General features: G+C 55.5%; 16 protein-coding genes. 1 reads left to right on the top strand and 15 read right to left on the bottom strand.

What is annotated here, in order from left to right:
• Positions 1 to 55: 55 nt before the first annotated feature.
• The 8 genes from IM294_RS13445 to hinT form a co-directional block, all read right to left on the bottom strand.
• Positions 56 to 595 (bottom strand): glycine zipper 2TM domain-containing protein, encoded by a 540-nt coding sequence (locus IM294_RS13445; RefSeq protein WP_028012731.1) that lies wholly within the window; start codon positions 593 to 595, stop codon positions 56 to 58.
• Positions 596 to 788: 193 nt separating this feature from the next.
• Positions 789 to 2,093: an NAD(P)/FAD-dependent oxidoreductase gene (locus IM294_RS13440; RefSeq protein WP_028012730.1), complete on the bottom strand. Its 1,305-nt coding sequence runs from the start codon at positions 2,091 to 2,093 to the stop codon at positions 789 to 791.
• A 237-nt stretch (positions 2,094 to 2,330) separates the two neighbouring features.
• Entirely contained in the window at positions 2,331 to 2,873 is a 543-nt protein-coding gene (ycfP, locus tag IM294_RS13435; protein WP_008500781.1) for an alpha/beta hydrolase YcfP, read from the bottom strand.
• A 34-nt stretch (positions 2,874 to 2,907) separates the two neighbouring features.
• Positions 2,908 to 3,933: a beta-N-acetylhexosaminidase gene (nagZ, locus tag IM294_RS13430; protein ID WP_126817790.1), complete on the bottom strand. Its 1,026-nt coding sequence runs from the start codon at positions 3,931 to 3,933 to the stop codon at positions 2,908 to 2,910.
• Positions 3,934 to 3,944: 11 nt separating this feature from the next.
• A complete protein-coding gene (thiK, locus tag IM294_RS13425) occupies positions 3,945 to 4,769 on the bottom strand; it encodes a thiamine kinase (protein ID WP_060572826.1) in 825 nt (274 codons plus the stop codon).
• Complete coding sequence (gene lpoB / locus IM294_RS13420; protein ID WP_193360358.1) at positions 4,750 to 5,394, bottom strand: penicillin-binding protein activator LpoB; 645 nt, start codon at positions 5,392 to 5,394, stop codon at positions 4,750 to 4,752. The genes thiK and lpoB overlap by 20 nt, the downstream gene beginning before the upstream one ends.
• A gap of 13 nt (positions 5,395 to 5,407) precedes the next feature.
• On the bottom strand, positions 5,408 to 5,782 hold the full coding sequence (locus IM294_RS13415; protein ID WP_193360356.1) for a YcfL family protein: 375 nt from the start codon (positions 5,780 to 5,782) through the stop codon (positions 5,408 to 5,410).
• Between the two features lies 1 nt (position 5,783).
• Positions 5,784 to 6,143 carry a purine nucleoside phosphoramidase gene (gene hinT, locus IM294_RS13410; protein WP_006809243.1) on the bottom strand — a complete coding sequence of 120 codons (360 nt, stop codon included), beginning with the start codon at positions 6,141 to 6,143 and terminating at the stop codon, positions 5,784 to 5,786.
• A 340-nt stretch (positions 6,144 to 6,483) separates the two neighbouring features.
• On the opposite strand from hinT, the gene fhuE reads away from it, so the two are divergent.
• Entirely contained in the window at positions 6,484 to 8,673 is a 2,190-nt protein-coding gene (fhuE, locus tag IM294_RS13405; RefSeq protein WP_126817565.1) for a ferric-rhodotorulic acid/ferric-coprogen receptor FhuE, read from the top strand.
• Between the two features lie 71 nt (positions 8,674 to 8,744).
• On the opposite strand, the gene ptsG is transcribed toward fhuE, so the two are convergent.
• From ptsG to fabF, 7 genes are all read right to left on the bottom strand, one after another.
• Complete coding sequence (ptsG, locus tag IM294_RS13400) at positions 8,745 to 10,178, bottom strand: PTS glucose transporter subunit IIBC (protein ID WP_028012724.1); 1,434 nt, start codon at positions 10,176 to 10,178, stop codon at positions 8,745 to 8,747.
• A gap of 297 nt (positions 10,179 to 10,475) precedes the next feature.
• A complete protein-coding gene (locus IM294_RS13395) occupies positions 10,476 to 11,270 on the bottom strand; it encodes a metal-dependent hydrolase (protein WP_126817567.1) in 795 nt (264 codons plus the stop codon).
• A gap of 10 nt (positions 11,271 to 11,280) precedes the next feature.
• Positions 11,281 to 12,285: a DNA polymerase III subunit delta' gene (gene holB / locus IM294_RS13390; RefSeq protein WP_126817569.1), complete on the bottom strand. Its 1,005-nt coding sequence runs from the start codon at positions 12,283 to 12,285 to the stop codon at positions 11,281 to 11,283.
• On the bottom strand, positions 12,282 to 12,923 hold the full coding sequence (gene tmk, locus IM294_RS13385; RefSeq protein ID WP_100170473.1) for a dTMP kinase: 642 nt from the start codon (positions 12,921 to 12,923) through the stop codon (positions 12,282 to 12,284). The genes holB and tmk overlap by 4 nt, the downstream gene beginning before the upstream one ends.
• Positions 12,913 to 13,935, bottom strand: a complete 1,023-nt coding sequence (yceG, locus tag IM294_RS13380; RefSeq protein WP_126817571.1) for a cell division protein YceG — start codon at positions 13,933 to 13,935, stop codon at positions 12,913 to 12,915. Before yceG ends, tmk begins: the two co-directional genes overlap by 11 nt.
• Entirely contained in the window at positions 13,932 to 14,747 is an 816-nt protein-coding gene (gene pabC, locus IM294_RS13375) for an aminodeoxychorismate lyase (RefSeq protein ID WP_048956769.1), read from the bottom strand. The genes yceG and pabC overlap by 4 nt, the downstream gene beginning before the upstream one ends.
• A 121-nt stretch (positions 14,748 to 14,868) precedes the next feature.
• On the bottom strand, positions 14,869 to 16,110 hold the full coding sequence (fabF, locus tag IM294_RS13370; protein ID WP_045630098.1) for a beta-ketoacyl-ACP synthase II: 1,242 nt from the start codon (positions 16,108 to 16,110) through the stop codon (positions 14,869 to 14,871).
• Positions 16,111 to 16,150 lie beyond the last annotated feature (40 nt).

The following is a 16,150-nucleotide window of genomic DNA, read 5'->3' as shown; positions in this document are numbered from 1 at the left end:
AAAAAAAGCTCCTCAGCCTGAGCGCTTGAGGAGCTAAGTTCAGAGAACATCTTTTTTACGCTTTGTTATTCAGTACCAGCTGGCCGTTTCCATCCAGTGGAATTTGGGTGCCCGGGTCTTTATCCATGCGGATTTTGCCCTGCTGATCGCCAATTTTGTAGGTCACGTCATAGCCCAGCATTTTTTCCGACTTGTCATAGACGGTTTTACAGCGCTGCTGGGTCGTGGTGTAAGTATCGTTATCCTGCATTGCGCCCTGCACCTGGTTACCGGCATAGCCGCCACCCAGCGCGCCGACCACGGTCGCGACATCTTTACCCCGACCACCGCCAAACTGGTGACCAATCACCCCACCCGCTACCGCACCCAGAACAGAGCCGGCAATACGGTTTTCATCCTGTACCGGACGACGGTGGGTTACGGAGACGTTACGGCACTCCTGACGTGGGGTTTTTACGGTTTCTTTAATAGGCGTTGCAGAAACCACCTGCGCATACTGCGGGCCGCGATCTAAAACGTTGAGACTGGCAACAGCAGCCACACCTAACGCAGCTGCGACGCCGATCCCTATACCCGCCAACATTGATTTATTCACGGGACTTCCTCCTTTGTTGCTATTGGTAACAATTCTGCTATGGAGGCGCGGCTTCGCCAATAAGACAAAGGATCAAAAAGTGGAGATCGGGGAGAGATATATCGCGTTTAGGAGAACTCTTAGGCACCTAATCCACGACGAGCAGCATGATATGCTAAAAAATCCCTCCGGAGGGCCCGGAGGGAGTGAAAGATTAGTGCAGCTTCAGACGTGGACGAATGACGCGGTTGATTCTGCCCACCAGCATCATCAGGCCCGTTTTAAAGTAGCCGTGCAGCGCGATCTGGTGCATACGGTACAGGGAGATATACACGAAGCGTGCAATGCGCCCTTCCACCATCATCGAGCCACGCATCAGGTTACCCATCAGGCTACCGACGGTAGAGAAGTTTGACAGCGATACCAGAGAACCGTGGTCTTTATAGACATACGCCTTCATTGGCTTGCCTTTGTACTGCGCCAGGATGTTGTGCAGCACCAGGCTTGCCATCTGGTGCGCGGCCTGAGCGCGCGGCGGCACGAAGCCCCCTTCAGGACGCGCGCAGGAGGCACAGTCACCAATAGCGAAGATTTCAGGGTCGCGCGTGGTTTGCAGCGTCGGCTCGGTGACCAGCTGGTTAATGCGGTTCGTCTCCAGACCACCGATATCTTTCATAAAGTCAGGCGCTTTGATACCTGCCGCCCAGACCATCAGATCCGCTTTGATGTACTCGCCGTCTTTGGTGTGCAGTCCACCTTCGTCAGCGCTGGTCACCATGGTCTGCGTCAGGACGCGCACGCCCAGTTTCGTCAGTTCATTGTGCGCTGCGCCGGAAATGCGCGGAGGCAGCGCAGGCAGAATACGCTCACCCGCTTCAACCAGCGTCACGTTCAGCGCTTCGTTAGTTAACCCTTTGTAACCGTAGCTGTGCAGCTGTTTAACCGCATTGTGCAGCTCTGCGGACAGCTCAACGCCTGTCGCGCCGCCGCCGACAATGGCAATGTTAACCTTGCCATTCGCACCCAGATTGCTGGTGTACTTCAGGAACAGGTTCAGCATTTCCTGATGGAAACGACGCGCCTGGTGCGGGTTATCGAGGAAGATACAGTGCTCTTTAACGCCCGGCGTGTTGAAGTCGTTGGAGGTACTGCCGAGCGCCATCACCAGCGTGTCATACGCCAGCTTGCGCTCGGGGACCAGCAGCTCGCCTTTTTCATCACGCAGCTCGGCCAGGGTAATGGTTTTGCTCTCACGGTTGATGTCAACCACCGAGCCCAGCTGGAACTGGAAATGATGGTTGCGCGCGTGCGCCAGATAGCTCAGCGCGTCCACGCCCTCATCCAGTGAGCCGGTCGCCACTTCGTGCAGCAGCGGTTTCCACAGATGGCTGTGGTTACGATCCACCAGCGTGATTTTGGCTTTTTTACCGCGCCCCAGCTTCTTGCCTAACTGTGTGGCCAGCTCCAGCCCGCCAGCACCACCGCCTACAATCACTATCTTTTTCAATGGCGTAGTCAACGTGACCCCCTCAAATTATTAACCAATTGTTAATTAAAAGTTATGAAAATAACCCTTAATTAACAACAGGTTACAGCACTGAAACCATTCAGGTGCATTGAGAATAACACGTCAGGCGCATTGGTCATACCAAAATTGATATGCATCAAGTTTTGATGGCTTAAAAGTAGACAATTCTGGACAAAAAGAAACCCGGTGCGCGTTCGCGACCGGGTTTCTGAAGTGGCAGGCTGTGGTTTAGCCCAGCGTTTTAAAGGCTTTGATGCGCTGGAGGTGCGGGGAGATGTTCTTGAACTTGTGGGTCTGCTCTTCGTCCCAGACGATCTCGTAATAGTGATGCAGCAGCTCTGCGGCCCGATGGCTATTCAGTGCTTCATCATTACGCGAGAGGATCACCAGACAGCGATCGCGGTTTTTCTCACGGAAGTTGCTCACGCACTTGGTCGCAATATCGACATACTCTTCCGGGCGGTCAATTTTGCCTTCCATGTTCTCATTCGGGAAAAGGTTAGGATTGAAGACCACCTGGCGGATGTCGCACAGGAAGCCAATCCGCTCCGCCCAATAGCCGCCCAGCCCCACGCCGCAAATCAACGGGCGATCGTCGACGTTAAGCTGCAGCATCTTGTCCACCTCTTTGAGCAGATGCTGCATATCATGCTTCGGATGGCGCGTACTGTAGCTAATCAGCCGTACATCGGGATCGATAAACTGCAGCTGTAGCACCTTCTCATGATTACCAGGACTGTTTGAGTCAAAACCGTGTAAATAGATGATCATTGTCTTCTCACCACGCTACGCCTTCCGGGAGGGTTTACAGGCTGGCTTTATGTGCCTGCCAGCGCTCATTCAGGTCTTCAAGCCGGGCATTGACCGACTTCCAGCGCGCCGAATCCATCAGCTCCTGACGGCTAAATGAACCTTTATGATACAAATGCGTAACACGCTCAGCATTGATCGGTGACAGGTTATCCAACACGCTAACGGCACCTTTACGATTATTGCAGACCAGGATCATATCGCAACCTGCATCCAGCGAGGCCTGACCGCGCTCAGCATAGCTGCCCATGATTGCCGCCCCTTCCATCGACAGATCGTCGGAGAAAATGACGCCGTTGAAACCCAGTTCCTGGCGCAGAACGGTTTTCAGCCAGTGCGGGGAGCCGCTGGCAGGACGCGGATCGACATCGCTGTAAATCACGTGTGCTGGCATAATGGCGTCCAGCTTGTTATCGGTGATAAGCGAGCGGAACACCGACATATCTTTGGCGCGAATTTCCGCTTCCGGACGCGGGTCGCGCGGGGTCTCTTTGTGGGAATCCGCCGTCACCGCCCCGTGGCCCGGGAAGTGTTTCCCGGTGGTTTTCATTCCCGCCTCGTGCATCCCGTCGATAAACCGGGTCGCCATTTCCAGCGCAATACGCGGATCTTCATGGTAGGAGCGCTCGCCGATCGCGGCGCTGATATGACCCACGTCCAGCACCGGGGCAAAGCTGATGTCGATATCCATGGCAATCATTTCGCTGGCCATCAGCCAGCCGGCTTCCTGCGCCAGTTTCCCACCCTCTTCCGTGCCGAGCAGCGCGGCGAAAGACTGGGCTGCCGGCAGGCGGGTAAAACCGTCGCGAAAACGCTGCACGCGGCCGCCTTCCTGATCGACGGCCACCACCAGATGATTGCGCGACGCGGCGCGGATCTGGCGCACCAGTTCACGCAGTTGCGCCGGATCGTGATAGTTGCGGGTAAACAGGATCAGGCCGCCCACCAGCGGATGCGCCAGAATTTCACGCTCCTCCGCATCCAGCTCAAACCCTTCTACATCCAACATGACTGGACCCACACTCACCTCTCTTATCCTTTCGTTTGTAACTGGCGCCAGGCATCGTCTGCCAGCGCAATAAATTGTTTATCTCGGGACTGCTGCAAACGCATCTCAAACCAGCCCGCCATCAGCATGATGACCCAAGGCCGCCAGCGTCTCACCTGGCGTGCCAGCGCATCGGCGTTAAAGTGCGCAACGCTGGCATACTCTCTGATGAGTTTCTGCCGCGCGGCTTCACTTTCCGTCCAGACCGCGGCCAGCTCCAGCGCCACATCGCCGTCTCCGGCATATTCCCAGTCGATAAGCCTGGCGCCCTGTGGCGTATGCACGATGTTCCCGGCGTGCACATCCATATGTAACGGCGAGAGCCGAATCGGTTGCGGCTCGCCCGCTTTACGCAGCCGTTTGAGATGCGCAAGCCACACTGGGGTACGTCTTGCTGGAGAGGCTTGTTGCCAGTAGTTTTCCAGCAGTGGAAGTAAGGCGATTCGCCACCCCAGACGCTGTTGCTGGTGCAGATGATACAGCATCGCCGCAAGCGCTGGGGTGTCCGGCAGCGCGCTTTTCACCTCCCCCTCCAGATAGTCGACGGCCATCCAGCCCTTGCTGAAAAATCGGGGTTCAGGCACGAGATCCGACGGAAGGCGTTTGAGGGCGCGAAACTGACGGCGAAACTGGAAAGCCGGGGCGAAGGGATCGTGGTTCTGCCGCAAGACCAGACGGTGCGCGCCCCGCGCTATAATGCAACTCGCGCCGCTAAGCCCGGAGTGGGCCTGCGGCGCGATAAGGCGGTACTGTGGAAAATAACGCGTCAGAATCTCTTCACGCGTGGTGTCATTGTTGCGTAACCGCACCTTTACCTGACCAGATAATTTCGCCTGTCTGAACCAGCATCAGCTGCATCTGCAGGGCTGGGGTATTCACGTTACCGGTCGCATTAGAGTACAGCACATACTGGGCACCAACGTTGCGGGCAATGCCAATCGCCTTGCTGCGGGTGCCGAGGCTATCCTGCGGAGACAGGCCCAGCTGCTGTTTGGCTAATGCGAGCTGCTGAGCAGAGACCAGCGTAAACTTACCGTTGTTTGCCAGTGCATTGCGCAGCGTTTCTGTCGCTTCGCCCGCATTCAGCGAACCGTTGGTACGGTTGTTCACGCTATCGACCAGCAGCACGCTGCCTGCCGTCACGCCCTGAGCCTGCAGCATTTTACCGACCATCGGCTGCATCGCACCGTTCCAGTCGTAATGGCGCACGCGCGGCGCAGGTTGTGACGTCTGGTCCTGATGTTCAATCGGGCCAGGCTGTGACGGAATAGACGGTACAGACGGCACGGTTGGCTGGGTCTGCGTTGGCGGTGTCGGCTGCTCGGTACCCGGCTTTACCTCTTCCACAGGTGCTGGCTGTTCTGTACGGGTCACACACCCTGCGAGGAACAGCGCGAATGCGGTCACGAGCGCATAACGGCTCATATTTTTAATCAAGGTTCACCCCTTAGAGATAAAGATAAAGTCTCACCTTATGCGCACCCAGATAGCTGGCGCTGTCATAGAGCGTTACCGACGACCTTGCCGGAAGAGTGACGCTGCGCGGCGCCTCCAGCGGGTGCATCTCAAGACCTCTTACGTCATACCAGAAAGAACGGTAGTGGACCGTCACCGGTTCATTTCTTTCGTTATAGAGCGTAGAGGAGGCAGAAGATTTAATTTCACTGATGGTCATTGCGGGCTGTTGCGCCGTGATGCCCGCAGCCAGCACGGAGGATTCCATCACCAGCGTCTGTTCATCGCTGACGGGGATCGCCGGACGCGTGCTGCACCCCACAACCATCATCGTCATTACCAGCGCTGCAATACGCCCTTTAAACATTTTACAGACCTTTGTGAGCCAGCATCGGTCCCAGCGGACGTCCACCCAGCAGATGCATGTGAATATGATAAACTTCCTGGCCGCCATGACGATTACAGTTCATGATCAGACGATAACCGTCTTCCGCTATGCCTTCCTGCTCGGCAATTTTCGCCGCCACCGTCAGCATACGACCTAACGCCACTTCGTGCTCGGTTTTTACGTCGTTTACGGTCGGAATCAGAATATTAGGAATGATAAGGATGTGTGTCGGTGCCTGAGGGGAAATGTCCCGGAAAGCCGTTACCAGTTCATCCTGATAGACGATATCCGACGGGATTTCGCGGCGAATAATTTTACTGAAAATCGTTTCTTCAGCCATGACCTTTTCCTTTTTTGTTAGGTGCGTCCGCTGTTAACACACTCTCTGGAGGACTGTGTGACACAATTCAAGAGTATGAGCGAGTTTCTCCTGTCCTTTCAACCTTCTCCCCCGAATTCTTTGCTGAATATTCATCAGCTGACTGAAGAGTGACCGCTCGCGTGCCTTAACGGGCTGAAACATTATTTCAGTTTCGCACGACACATCTGTTTACAGCATTAATGGCAATGCGTATATTTCGCATTTGCATTTTCATGCGCATTTTTAACATAGAAAACGACGTCAGACCGTATTTGTGGGACTGACGCAAACACTCTTCACCGTTCATAAGGGTTTGATAATGTCTTTCATTGATCACACCAGGGATGGGCAACGTCAGCCTGTCGCAACGCCTTCGTTGCTGGCAGCCTGTATTGCTATGGCATTGACGCCAGCCGCCGCTTTCGCTGCATCAGCAACCGAAGACACCGTCGTCGTGGATGGAGGTTTTGACAATACGCAGGATCCTTCCGCAAGTCAGGACCGGGATTACAGCGTAAAAACCACCACCACCGGCACAAAGCTGTTGCTGGTTCCCCGTGATATCCCACAGTCCGTTAGCGTCATTAGCCAACAGCGCATGGCGGATCAGAACCTGCAGTCTATCGGCCAGGTGTTAACCAACACGACTGGCGTAACAGCGCAGGTGCAGGACAGCGATCGTACCGTATTTTACTCGCGCGGATTTTTCGTCAGTAACTACGCCTTTGACGACCTGCCCACCTCCATCAGCGAAGTGTGGAACTTCGGCGACACCGCCGCCGATACCGCGATTTACGACCGTATCGAAGTGGTTCGCGGCGCGACCGGGCTGATGTCCGGCACCGGTAACCCGGCGGCGTACGTCAATATGGTGCGTAAGCATGCGGACAGCAATGAGTTCAAAGGCAATGTCTCGGCCAGCTACGGCAGCTGGGACAAACAGCGCTACGTGCTGGATCTCCAGGCACCGCTGGTAGAGTCCGGGAAGGTACGGGGACGCCTGATTACGGGCTATCAGGACAACGACAGCTTCGTGGATAACTACCACTACCGGAACAAGTTCCTCTACGGCGTGGTGGATGCGGACGTCACCGACAGCACCACCCTCTCTGTAGGGTATGAATATCAGGAAAGCCACACCGCCGATCCAACCTGGGGCGGATTGCCGACCTGGTACAGCGACGGGAGTAAAACCGACTATAATCGCAGCCAGACCGTTGCGCCTGACTGGGCCTACTCGGACAAGGATAGCACCCGCATCTTTGCTAACCTGACCCAGCGTTTCGACAACGGCTGGGAAGCGCACGTCAACGGCATGCACGCGGAGACCAACTTCGACAGCAAGCTGATGTATATGTCCGGCTATCCGGAAAAAGAGACCGGGGCGGGCATGGTTGGCTACGGCGGCTGGAACAGAGGTGAACGCAAACAGGATGCGGTTGATGCCTTCCTGCGCGGCGGCTTCGATCTTTTCGGCCGCCAGCATGAGATGATGTTTGGCGGCAGCTTCAGCCGACAGCGCAACCACTATGACAACAGAATGCCGGATGCGCTGTACGGCATGGTGGACGTGGGGAATTTCAAAAACTGGAACGGAAATATCGCCGATCCGCAGTGGACCCCGTGGAAGCTCTACAGCCAGGATGACATTCGCCAGTCCTCAGCGTACACCTCCGCCCGCTTCTCGCTGGCCGACCCGCTGCACCTGATCCTCGGGGCGCGCTACACCAACTACAACATTCGCTATAACCCGGCGGGCTCTCCTGACACCCGTCTGGAAAGCACTGAAGATGACGTAACGCCTTACGCGGGTCTGGTCTACGATATCAACGAAGACTGGTCGACCTACGTCAGCTATACCTCCATCTTCCAGCCGCAGGACAAGCGCGACGCCAGCGGACGTTATCTCGATCCAACCACGGGCAAAAGCTACGAAGCCGGTGTTAAAGCAGACTGGTTTAATACCCGTCTGACCACCTCGCTGGCGATTTTCCGCATCGAGCAGGATAACGTGGCGAGCAACACCTATACCTACATGCCGAGCGGTGAGTCGATTTATGAATCGCTGGACGGCGTGGTCAGCAAAGGGATTGAGTTCGAGCTAAACGGCGCCCTGACCGATAACTGGCAGCTGACGTTCGGCGCGACCCGCTACATTGCGGAAGATAAGAACGGCAGCGCTGTCAGTTCCGATCAGCCGCGCACGACAATGAAGCTGTTTACCCGTTATCAACTGCCAATGCTGCCGGCGCTGACGGTGGGCGGTGGCGTAAACTGGCAGAACAAAGTGTGGACGGATGTGGACGGTGGCCCGGCGGGACAATCCCGCGCAGAGCAAGGCAGCTACGGACTGGTTAATCTGTTCAGCCGCTATCAGGTCACCAAAGATTTTGCTATTCAGGCGAACGTCAACAACCTGTTCGACAAAGAGTATTACGATTACGTCGGCTCTTACGTGGTTTATGGCGCACCGCTGAACGTCTCGGTGAGCGCGAGCTACGACTTCTGAGTGTTGGCACAACAAACCACAGCAATAAAAAAGGCAGCCATTCGGCTGCCTTAGTCTCCCCAGGTCACAGCTTAGCTGTTGCGGATGTACTCATCCATTTCGGTTTTCAGGTTATCGGATTTAGTACCGAAGATAGCCTGAACGCCCGAACCTGCAACAACCACGCCCGCTGCACCCAGTTTTTTCAGACCCGGCTGGTCCACTTTCGCAACGTCGGCAACGCTCACACGCAGACGAGTGATGCACGCGTCCAGGTTAGTGATGTTCTCTTTACCGCCGAACGCAGCAACCAGTGCCGGAGCCATTTCGCTGGTCGCGCCTGCTTTGCTGTCTTCAGTTGCATCTTCACGACCCGGAGTTTTCAGGTCCAGTGCTTTGATCAACACGCGGAAGATGGTGTAGTAAACAACGGCGTAGCACGCACCCACGATTGGGAACAGCCACAGCTTGCTGCTGTTACCGGACAGAACGATAAAGTCGATCAGGCCGTGAGAGAAGGACGTACCGTCACGCATACCCAGCAGGATACAGATTGGGAACGCCAGGCCAGCCAGTACAGCGTGGATGATGTACAGGATTGGCGCAACGAACATGAAGGAGAACTCGATCGGCTCGGTGATACCGGTCAGGAACGAGGTCAGCGCTGCGGAGATCATGATACCGCCCACTTTTGCACGGTTTTCTGGCTTAGCAGAGTGCCAGATTGCAATCGCAGCAGCCGGCAGGCCGTACATTTTGAACAGGAAGCCACCAGACAGTTTACCTGCAGTTGGGTCACCCGCCATGTAACGTGGGATATCGCCGTGGAACACCTGACCTGCTGCGTTGGTGAATTCACCAATCTGCATCTGGAATGGAACGTTCCAGATGTGGTGCAGACCGAATGGCACCAGGCAACGCTCGATGAAGCCGTAGATACCAAACGCCACAACCGGGTTCTGGTAAGCAGCCCACTGAGAGAAGGTCTGGATAGCGGAACCGATCGGTGGCCAGATGAAGGACAGGATCACGCCAGTGAAAATCGCTGCCAGACCAGAGATGATCGGAACGAAACGCTTGCCCGCGAAGAAGCCCAGATACTCAGGCAGCTTGATGCGATAGAAGCGGTTGAACATATACGCTGCAATCGCACCGGAGATGATACCGCCCAGAACACCGGTATCTGCCAGGTGTTTCGCGGCAATCTCTTCTGCCGGTAAATGCAGAACCAGCGGCGCAACCACAGCCATGGTTTTCACCATGATGCCGTAAGCAACCACTGCAGCCAGCGCAGAAACGCCGTCGTTATTGGTGAAGCCCAGCGCCACACCGATAGCGAAGATCAGAGGCATGTTAGCAAAGACGGAACCGCCTGCTTCAGCCATCACATGGGAAACTACGGCTGGCAGCCAGCTGAAGTTAGCAGAACCGACACCCAGCAGGATACCTGCGATAGGCAGTACGGATACTGGCAGCATCAGCGATTTACCGACCTTTTGCAGGTTAGCAAATGCATTCTTAAACATAATTGAGAGTGCTCCTGAGTATTTGTGCTTTTTTTACGCTTTCACGCATTGGCCCGGGGGGAGTACCGTGCCGTGGACAGGACATCTAAGCGCCCTTTATTTATTACACAGAGTAAAATAATTCCCTCTGAGTTTGTTTGACGGCTATCACGTTTCAGCTTAAGACGGTCGAAAAACTTTCAGTAATTTACAAAAAGCATGTCTGGATGTTTCTAAGAACACCGTCACCGCCCCAAATGAGGCGGTGAACTTTACTCGTTTTATTTATTAATTACGAGCCTAAAAAAAACAGGCTTATCAGACGGATTGCAGGCGGGCGGGGTCGATATGGAACAGCGTAGAGAAGTTTTGCGTCGTGACGCGGGCCAGCTCTTCGATACTGACGCCTTTAAGCACGGCCATGTACTCTGCGACGTCTCGCGTCATGGCCGGCTGGTTCTCTTTACCGCGATGTGGTACCGGCGCCAGATACGGAGAGTCTGTTTCCACCAGAATGCGATCGAGCGGGACGTAGCGCGCAGCATCACGGAGCTGCTCAGCGTTACGGAACGTCACGATCCCGGAAAACGAAATATAAAACCCCAAATCAAGCAGTTTACCCGCCGTTTCTCTGTCTTCTGTGAAACAGTGTAGTACGCCACCGCAATCCGTCACGTTTTCTTCCCGGAGGATCGCCAGCGTATCGGCGCGCGCATCGCGCGTATGTACGATGACAGGTTTATTCAGTTCGCGGCCGATGCGGATATGGTTGCGGAAAGACGCCTGCTGGCGCGCTTTCGTTTCCGGCGTATAAAAATAGTCCAGCCCGGTTTCACCCATCGCCACTACGTCCGCTTCTGCTGCCAGTCGGCGCAGCTCTTCTACGTCATACTCTTCATCCTGGTTCAGCGGATGAACGCCGCAGGAGAACACCACGTTATCGCGAACGCCCACCAGCTCACGCATTGAGCGATACCCTGGCAGCGTCGTCGCCACCGCAAGACAAAATTTCACATCGCGGGCAGCGGCTTTTGCCAGCACGTCATCCACGTCGTTGTGCAGGGATTGATAATCCAGGCCATCAAGATGGCAGTGTGAGTCGACTAAAAACATAATGTCTCTCTCAGAGATGGGAAACAGGCGGCGTAACGCCCGGTTGCAGGTAGTGTTCAATAAGCAGTAACTGGTCGGTCAGCAAAAGCTCGCGATTAAGACCCGTCACGGTTAAAAGCTGTTCGCGGCTCTCGCAAACATCATGAAGGATAGCGTGCAGAGACGCGCCTGTAAGGCGGCTTGCCAGCATGTTCACCAGGGGCCACGCGTCCGGGTTAGTCAGCAGCGTAGCCCCTTGCTGGATTTTTAGCGCATCGAGCAATAAGGAGGCCAGCCAGTGCAGACGCTCGACGGCCCGATCGCTATTCAGCGCAGGCAGTAAACTCAGCCAGTCCTGGTTGTTAAGTGAAGCCTCAACGGCCCGGCAAAGCGCTTCTCGCTGCGACCAGACATCAGGCTGTAGTAATGCCAGCGCCGCCGCGGGGGCGCCGCTGCTGAGGCGCAGCGCAGACAACGCACTCTCCTGTGACGTTGTCACCTCTCGCTCAAGCCAGCTTAACGCCCACGATTCCTGAGGCACCACCAGATGATGGAGACGACAACGGCTGCGCAGCGTCGCCAGTAAACGTCCCGGGTCCCGGCAGGAAAGGAAAAACCACGTCTTTTCCGGCGGCTCTTCCAGGGTTTTAAGCAGCGCGTTCGCCGCCGCCTCGGTAAGCAACGCAGCGTCGTTGAGCCAGACCACTTTTGCCCCGCCCAGACGCGCATGTTCGTACAGTTTCTCGCTGACTTCACGCACGGCATCAATGCCAAGCGCGCTTTTGCCCTTCTCAGGCTCAAGCGTGTAATAGTCAGGATGCGTGCCAGCCTGCATCAGCTGGCAGCCGCGGCATTTACCGCAGCTTTTATGCCCTTCCGGCTGCTGGCACATCAGAAAACGAGTGATGGCGTAGATCAACGCATCATCCCCCATTCCCGGCAACGCCTGAATCAGTAACGCATGATGCCCCCGACCGGCCTGATAGCTGGCGATCAGCTGTTCAAAGTGCGGGCGCAACCATGGATACCATTTCATGCCTGCTGCTCCTGTAGCCACTGCGTAACGGTCTGTTGAATATCGCGCGTGACGTCGTCCAGAGATTGCGTGGCGTCAATGGTACGAATTGCGCTGTCCCGCGCGGCCAGCTCAAGATAGCGCGCGCGCGTGCGGTTAAAGAAATCGAAAGACTCTTGCTCAATGCGGTCCAGTTCGCCGCGCGCGCGGGCGCGCCTGAGGCCCACTTCCGGGGTCACATCCAGGTAGAGGGTCAGGTCCGGGCGAAAATCCCCCAGTACGGCATCGCGAAGGGTTGCCAGCATCGTCTGGTCAATACCGCGTCCGCCGCCCTGATAGGCCTGAGTCGACAGATCGTGACGGTCACCGATCACCCACTTGCCGTCGGCCAGCGCAGGTTTAATCACGGTCTCAACCAGCTGGACGCGCGCCGCATAGAACATCAGCACTTCGGCTTTGTCAGTAATAACCTCGTCGCCAACGGATTTAATATCCAGCACCAGACTGCGCAGTTTCTCCGCCAGCTGAGTACCGCCCGGCTCGCGGGTAAAGACCATGTCAGCGACGCCAAGCGATTTCAGCGTATCCACTACCACGTTACGGGCGGTGGTTTTACCCGCCCCTTCGAGTCCCTCAATGACAATGTATTTACTGCGCATTTTTTTCCTTAAGTGCCTTCAGATAGTCCTGAACAGAGTGATTATGGCTGGCAAGGTTGGTGTTAAAGGTATGCCCCCCTTTTCCATCAGCCACAAAATAGAGGTACGGTGTTTTGGCCGGGTGCGCGGCGGCTTTGAGCGAAGCCTCGCTCGGCGTGGCTATCGGGCCCGGCGGCAAGCCGTTAATCACGTAGGTATTATACGCCGTTGGCGTCTCCAGATCTTTTCTGGAGATCTTACCGGCATAGCTCTCGCCCATGCCGTAGATAACGGTCGGGTCGGTTTGCAGACGCATGCCGATGCGCAGACGGTTGATAAATACCGACGCGACCCGGTCGCGCTCGGCCGCCACGGCCGTCTCTTTCTCAATGATCGAGGCCATTGTCACAAACTGGTTTTGATCTTGATAAGGCAGACCGTCCATGCGCCCTTCCCAGGCGGAATCAACTGCCTCGACCATCTTTTTGTGTGCCCGTTTAAGAATCGCCACATCGGTCGTGCCCGCCGTATACATCCAGGTGTCTGGCCAGAACCAGCCTTCCACCCACTCAGGATGTTCAAATTTCAGCACTTCGGCGACCGTCTCATAGCGATCGTCTTTGAGCGTGTGCTTGATGTAAGGCGCATCACGCAGCTGCTTAAGGTAATCGCTTAAGCGCATCCCTTCAACAAAGCGCAGCGGGAACTGTGCCTCTTTACCGCTTTCCAGCAGCTGCAGCATCTCTCTGACGGTCATGCCGGGCGTAAAGCGATAGGTACCAGCCTTGAAGTGAGACAGTTCAGGCTCGATACGCAATAACCACTGGAACACGCGTGGACGGTTGATGATTTTATCCCCGTAAAGCTGCTCGCCCAGCGCCATCCGCCCGGTACCGGCTTTCAGGGTAAAAATCGTCTCGTCTTTAATCAGGATTTTACTGTCCGCCAGCTGGCGAACCTTCCATACTCCCGCTCCGCCGGCAATACCCAGCGCAACGATCAGGAGAAGGACAAAGCGCAACATTTTCTTCATGACTTTTTGATTTGCTCACATATCGGGGCTAAAAACGTAAAGAGCTCTCGCGAAGACCAGCGCTGTTGACCATACGCCCGAACGGGTATAACAGGCATCAGCGCATTGCAGATCACAACTTCATCGGCGGACAGCAGCGCCTCTTCCTTCGCGTTTACTTCGACAACGCGAAAGCCTGCATGTGCCAGCTGTTGCAAACAAAACTGGCGCATGATGCCGTTAACCCCAGCCTGCTCCAGCGAAGGGGTGAAGACCTCACGGCCCTTCCGCCAGAGTAAATTAGCCGCACAGCATTCCGTAATGAACCCTTCGCTGTCAAGGACTAGCGCCTCATCGGCGTCCGTCTGTTCAAGATGAGTACGAATAAGCACCTGTTCAAGGCGGTTAAGATGTTTTATTCCGGCGAGCATAGGGTTTCGCCCCAGCCGTACCGGGCTCAGCGTCAGCGTTACCCCCTCCTCACGCCAGCGCGCATAGTGAGCAGGATACGCTGACACGGAAAGAATACGCGTGGGATGCTGACAGGCGGAACCGCTGTACCCTCGCCCGCCGCTGCCGCGGCTAAGAATAACTTTTAAAACGCCGTTTGTATTACCTGACGCCAGCCGGCGCATCTCGCGCTCGAGAATGTCCCACTGCATGAAGGGAATCAGCAATTTCTCGCAGGCTTTTTGTAAACGACGGATATGGGCGTCAAGCAGGCTCACCTCACCGTCAAGAATACGCGCAGTGGTGAAACAGCCATCGCCAAACTGGATTGCCCTGTCGCTTGCCGGCAGCGTTTCTTGCTCAAGGCCATTAATTAAAAACATGGTGGCTCCTTATGCGTGGAGACTCAGTCTGGCAGGATGTTAAAAGCCGGACAAGGGGATTTTCCCTAATAAAAAAGGCCCGCTAAGCGGACCTTTTTTTATAGCTTTCGGGCAGTCAGGCTCAGACCTTTTTGAAGATCAGAGAACCATTCGTGCCGCCAAAGCCGAAGGAGTTACACAGGGTGTACTCCATACCGCTAACCTGACGCGCTTCGTGCGGAACGAAGTCCAGATCGCAACCTTCATCCGGGTTATCCAGGTTGATGGTTGGCGGCACAGCCTGATCGCGCAGCGCAAGGATAGAGTAGATTGACTCTACTGCACCCGCCGCACCCAGCAGGTGACCGGTCATGGATTTCGTGGAGCTGACCATTACGCGGCTGGCAGCCTCGCCGAAGATAGACTTAACCGCCTGCGCTTCTGCTTTATCGCCTGCAGGCGTAGAAGTGCCGTGGGCGTTAACGTAGCCAATCTGTGCAGGGGTAATACCCGCATCACGGATCGCATTTTCCATCGCCAGCGCAGCACCCGCGCCGTTCTCCGGAGGAGACGTCATGTGATACGCATCGCTGCTCATCCCGAAGCCAACGACTTCAGCATAAATTTTCGCGCCACGTTTTTTCGCATGTTCGTACTCTTCCAGTACGAGCATACCTGCGCCGTCACCCAGCACGAAACCATCGCGGTCTTTATCCCACGGACGGCTCGCCGCCTGAGGGTTATCGTTACGGGTAGAGAGCGCACGCGCTGCGCCGAAACCACCAACACCCAGTGGGGTACTGGCTTTTTCAGCACCGCCCGCAACCATAGCATCTGCATCGCCGTACGCAATGATACGCGCGGCCTGGCCGATGTTATGTACGCCAGACGTACACGCGGTAGCGATAGAGATGCTTGGCCCACGCAGGCCGAACATAATGGTCAGGTGACCTGCCACCATGTTAACAATCGTGGACGGAACGAAGAACGGGCTGATCTTACGCGGTCCGCCATTCATCAGCGATGTATGGTTTTCCTCGATCAGGCCAAGACCACCAATCCCGGAGCCGATAGCGGCGCCGATACGGGTTGCGTTCTCTTCCGTAATCTCAAGGCCAGAATCCTGCATGGCCTGAACGCCAGCGACAATTCCATATTGAATGAAGGCATCCATCTTGCGCTGTTCTTTGCGCGAGATGATCTCTTCACAGTTAAAATCCTTTACTAAGCCAGCAAATTTCGTTGCATAGGCGCTAGTATCGAAATGGTCGATTAGGCTGATGCCGCTCTGACCGGCAAGGAGAGCTTTCCAGGTGGACTCTACGGTATTGCCGACAGGAGACAACATGCCAAGTCCGGTCACAACTACACGACGCTTAGACACGTTTGTCCTCCAGGGAGGGATAAAAAAAGAGATACGTGGG

It is taken from the genome of Enterobacter cloacae complex sp. P43RS, from assembly GCF_014930585.1.
Lineage (GTDB): Bacteria > Pseudomonadota > Gammaproteobacteria > Enterobacterales > Enterobacteriaceae > Enterobacter > Enterobacter bugandensis.
The sequence above is the reverse complement of the archived record's forward strand: the minus strand, read 5'-3'. Positions and strand labels throughout refer to the sequence as shown.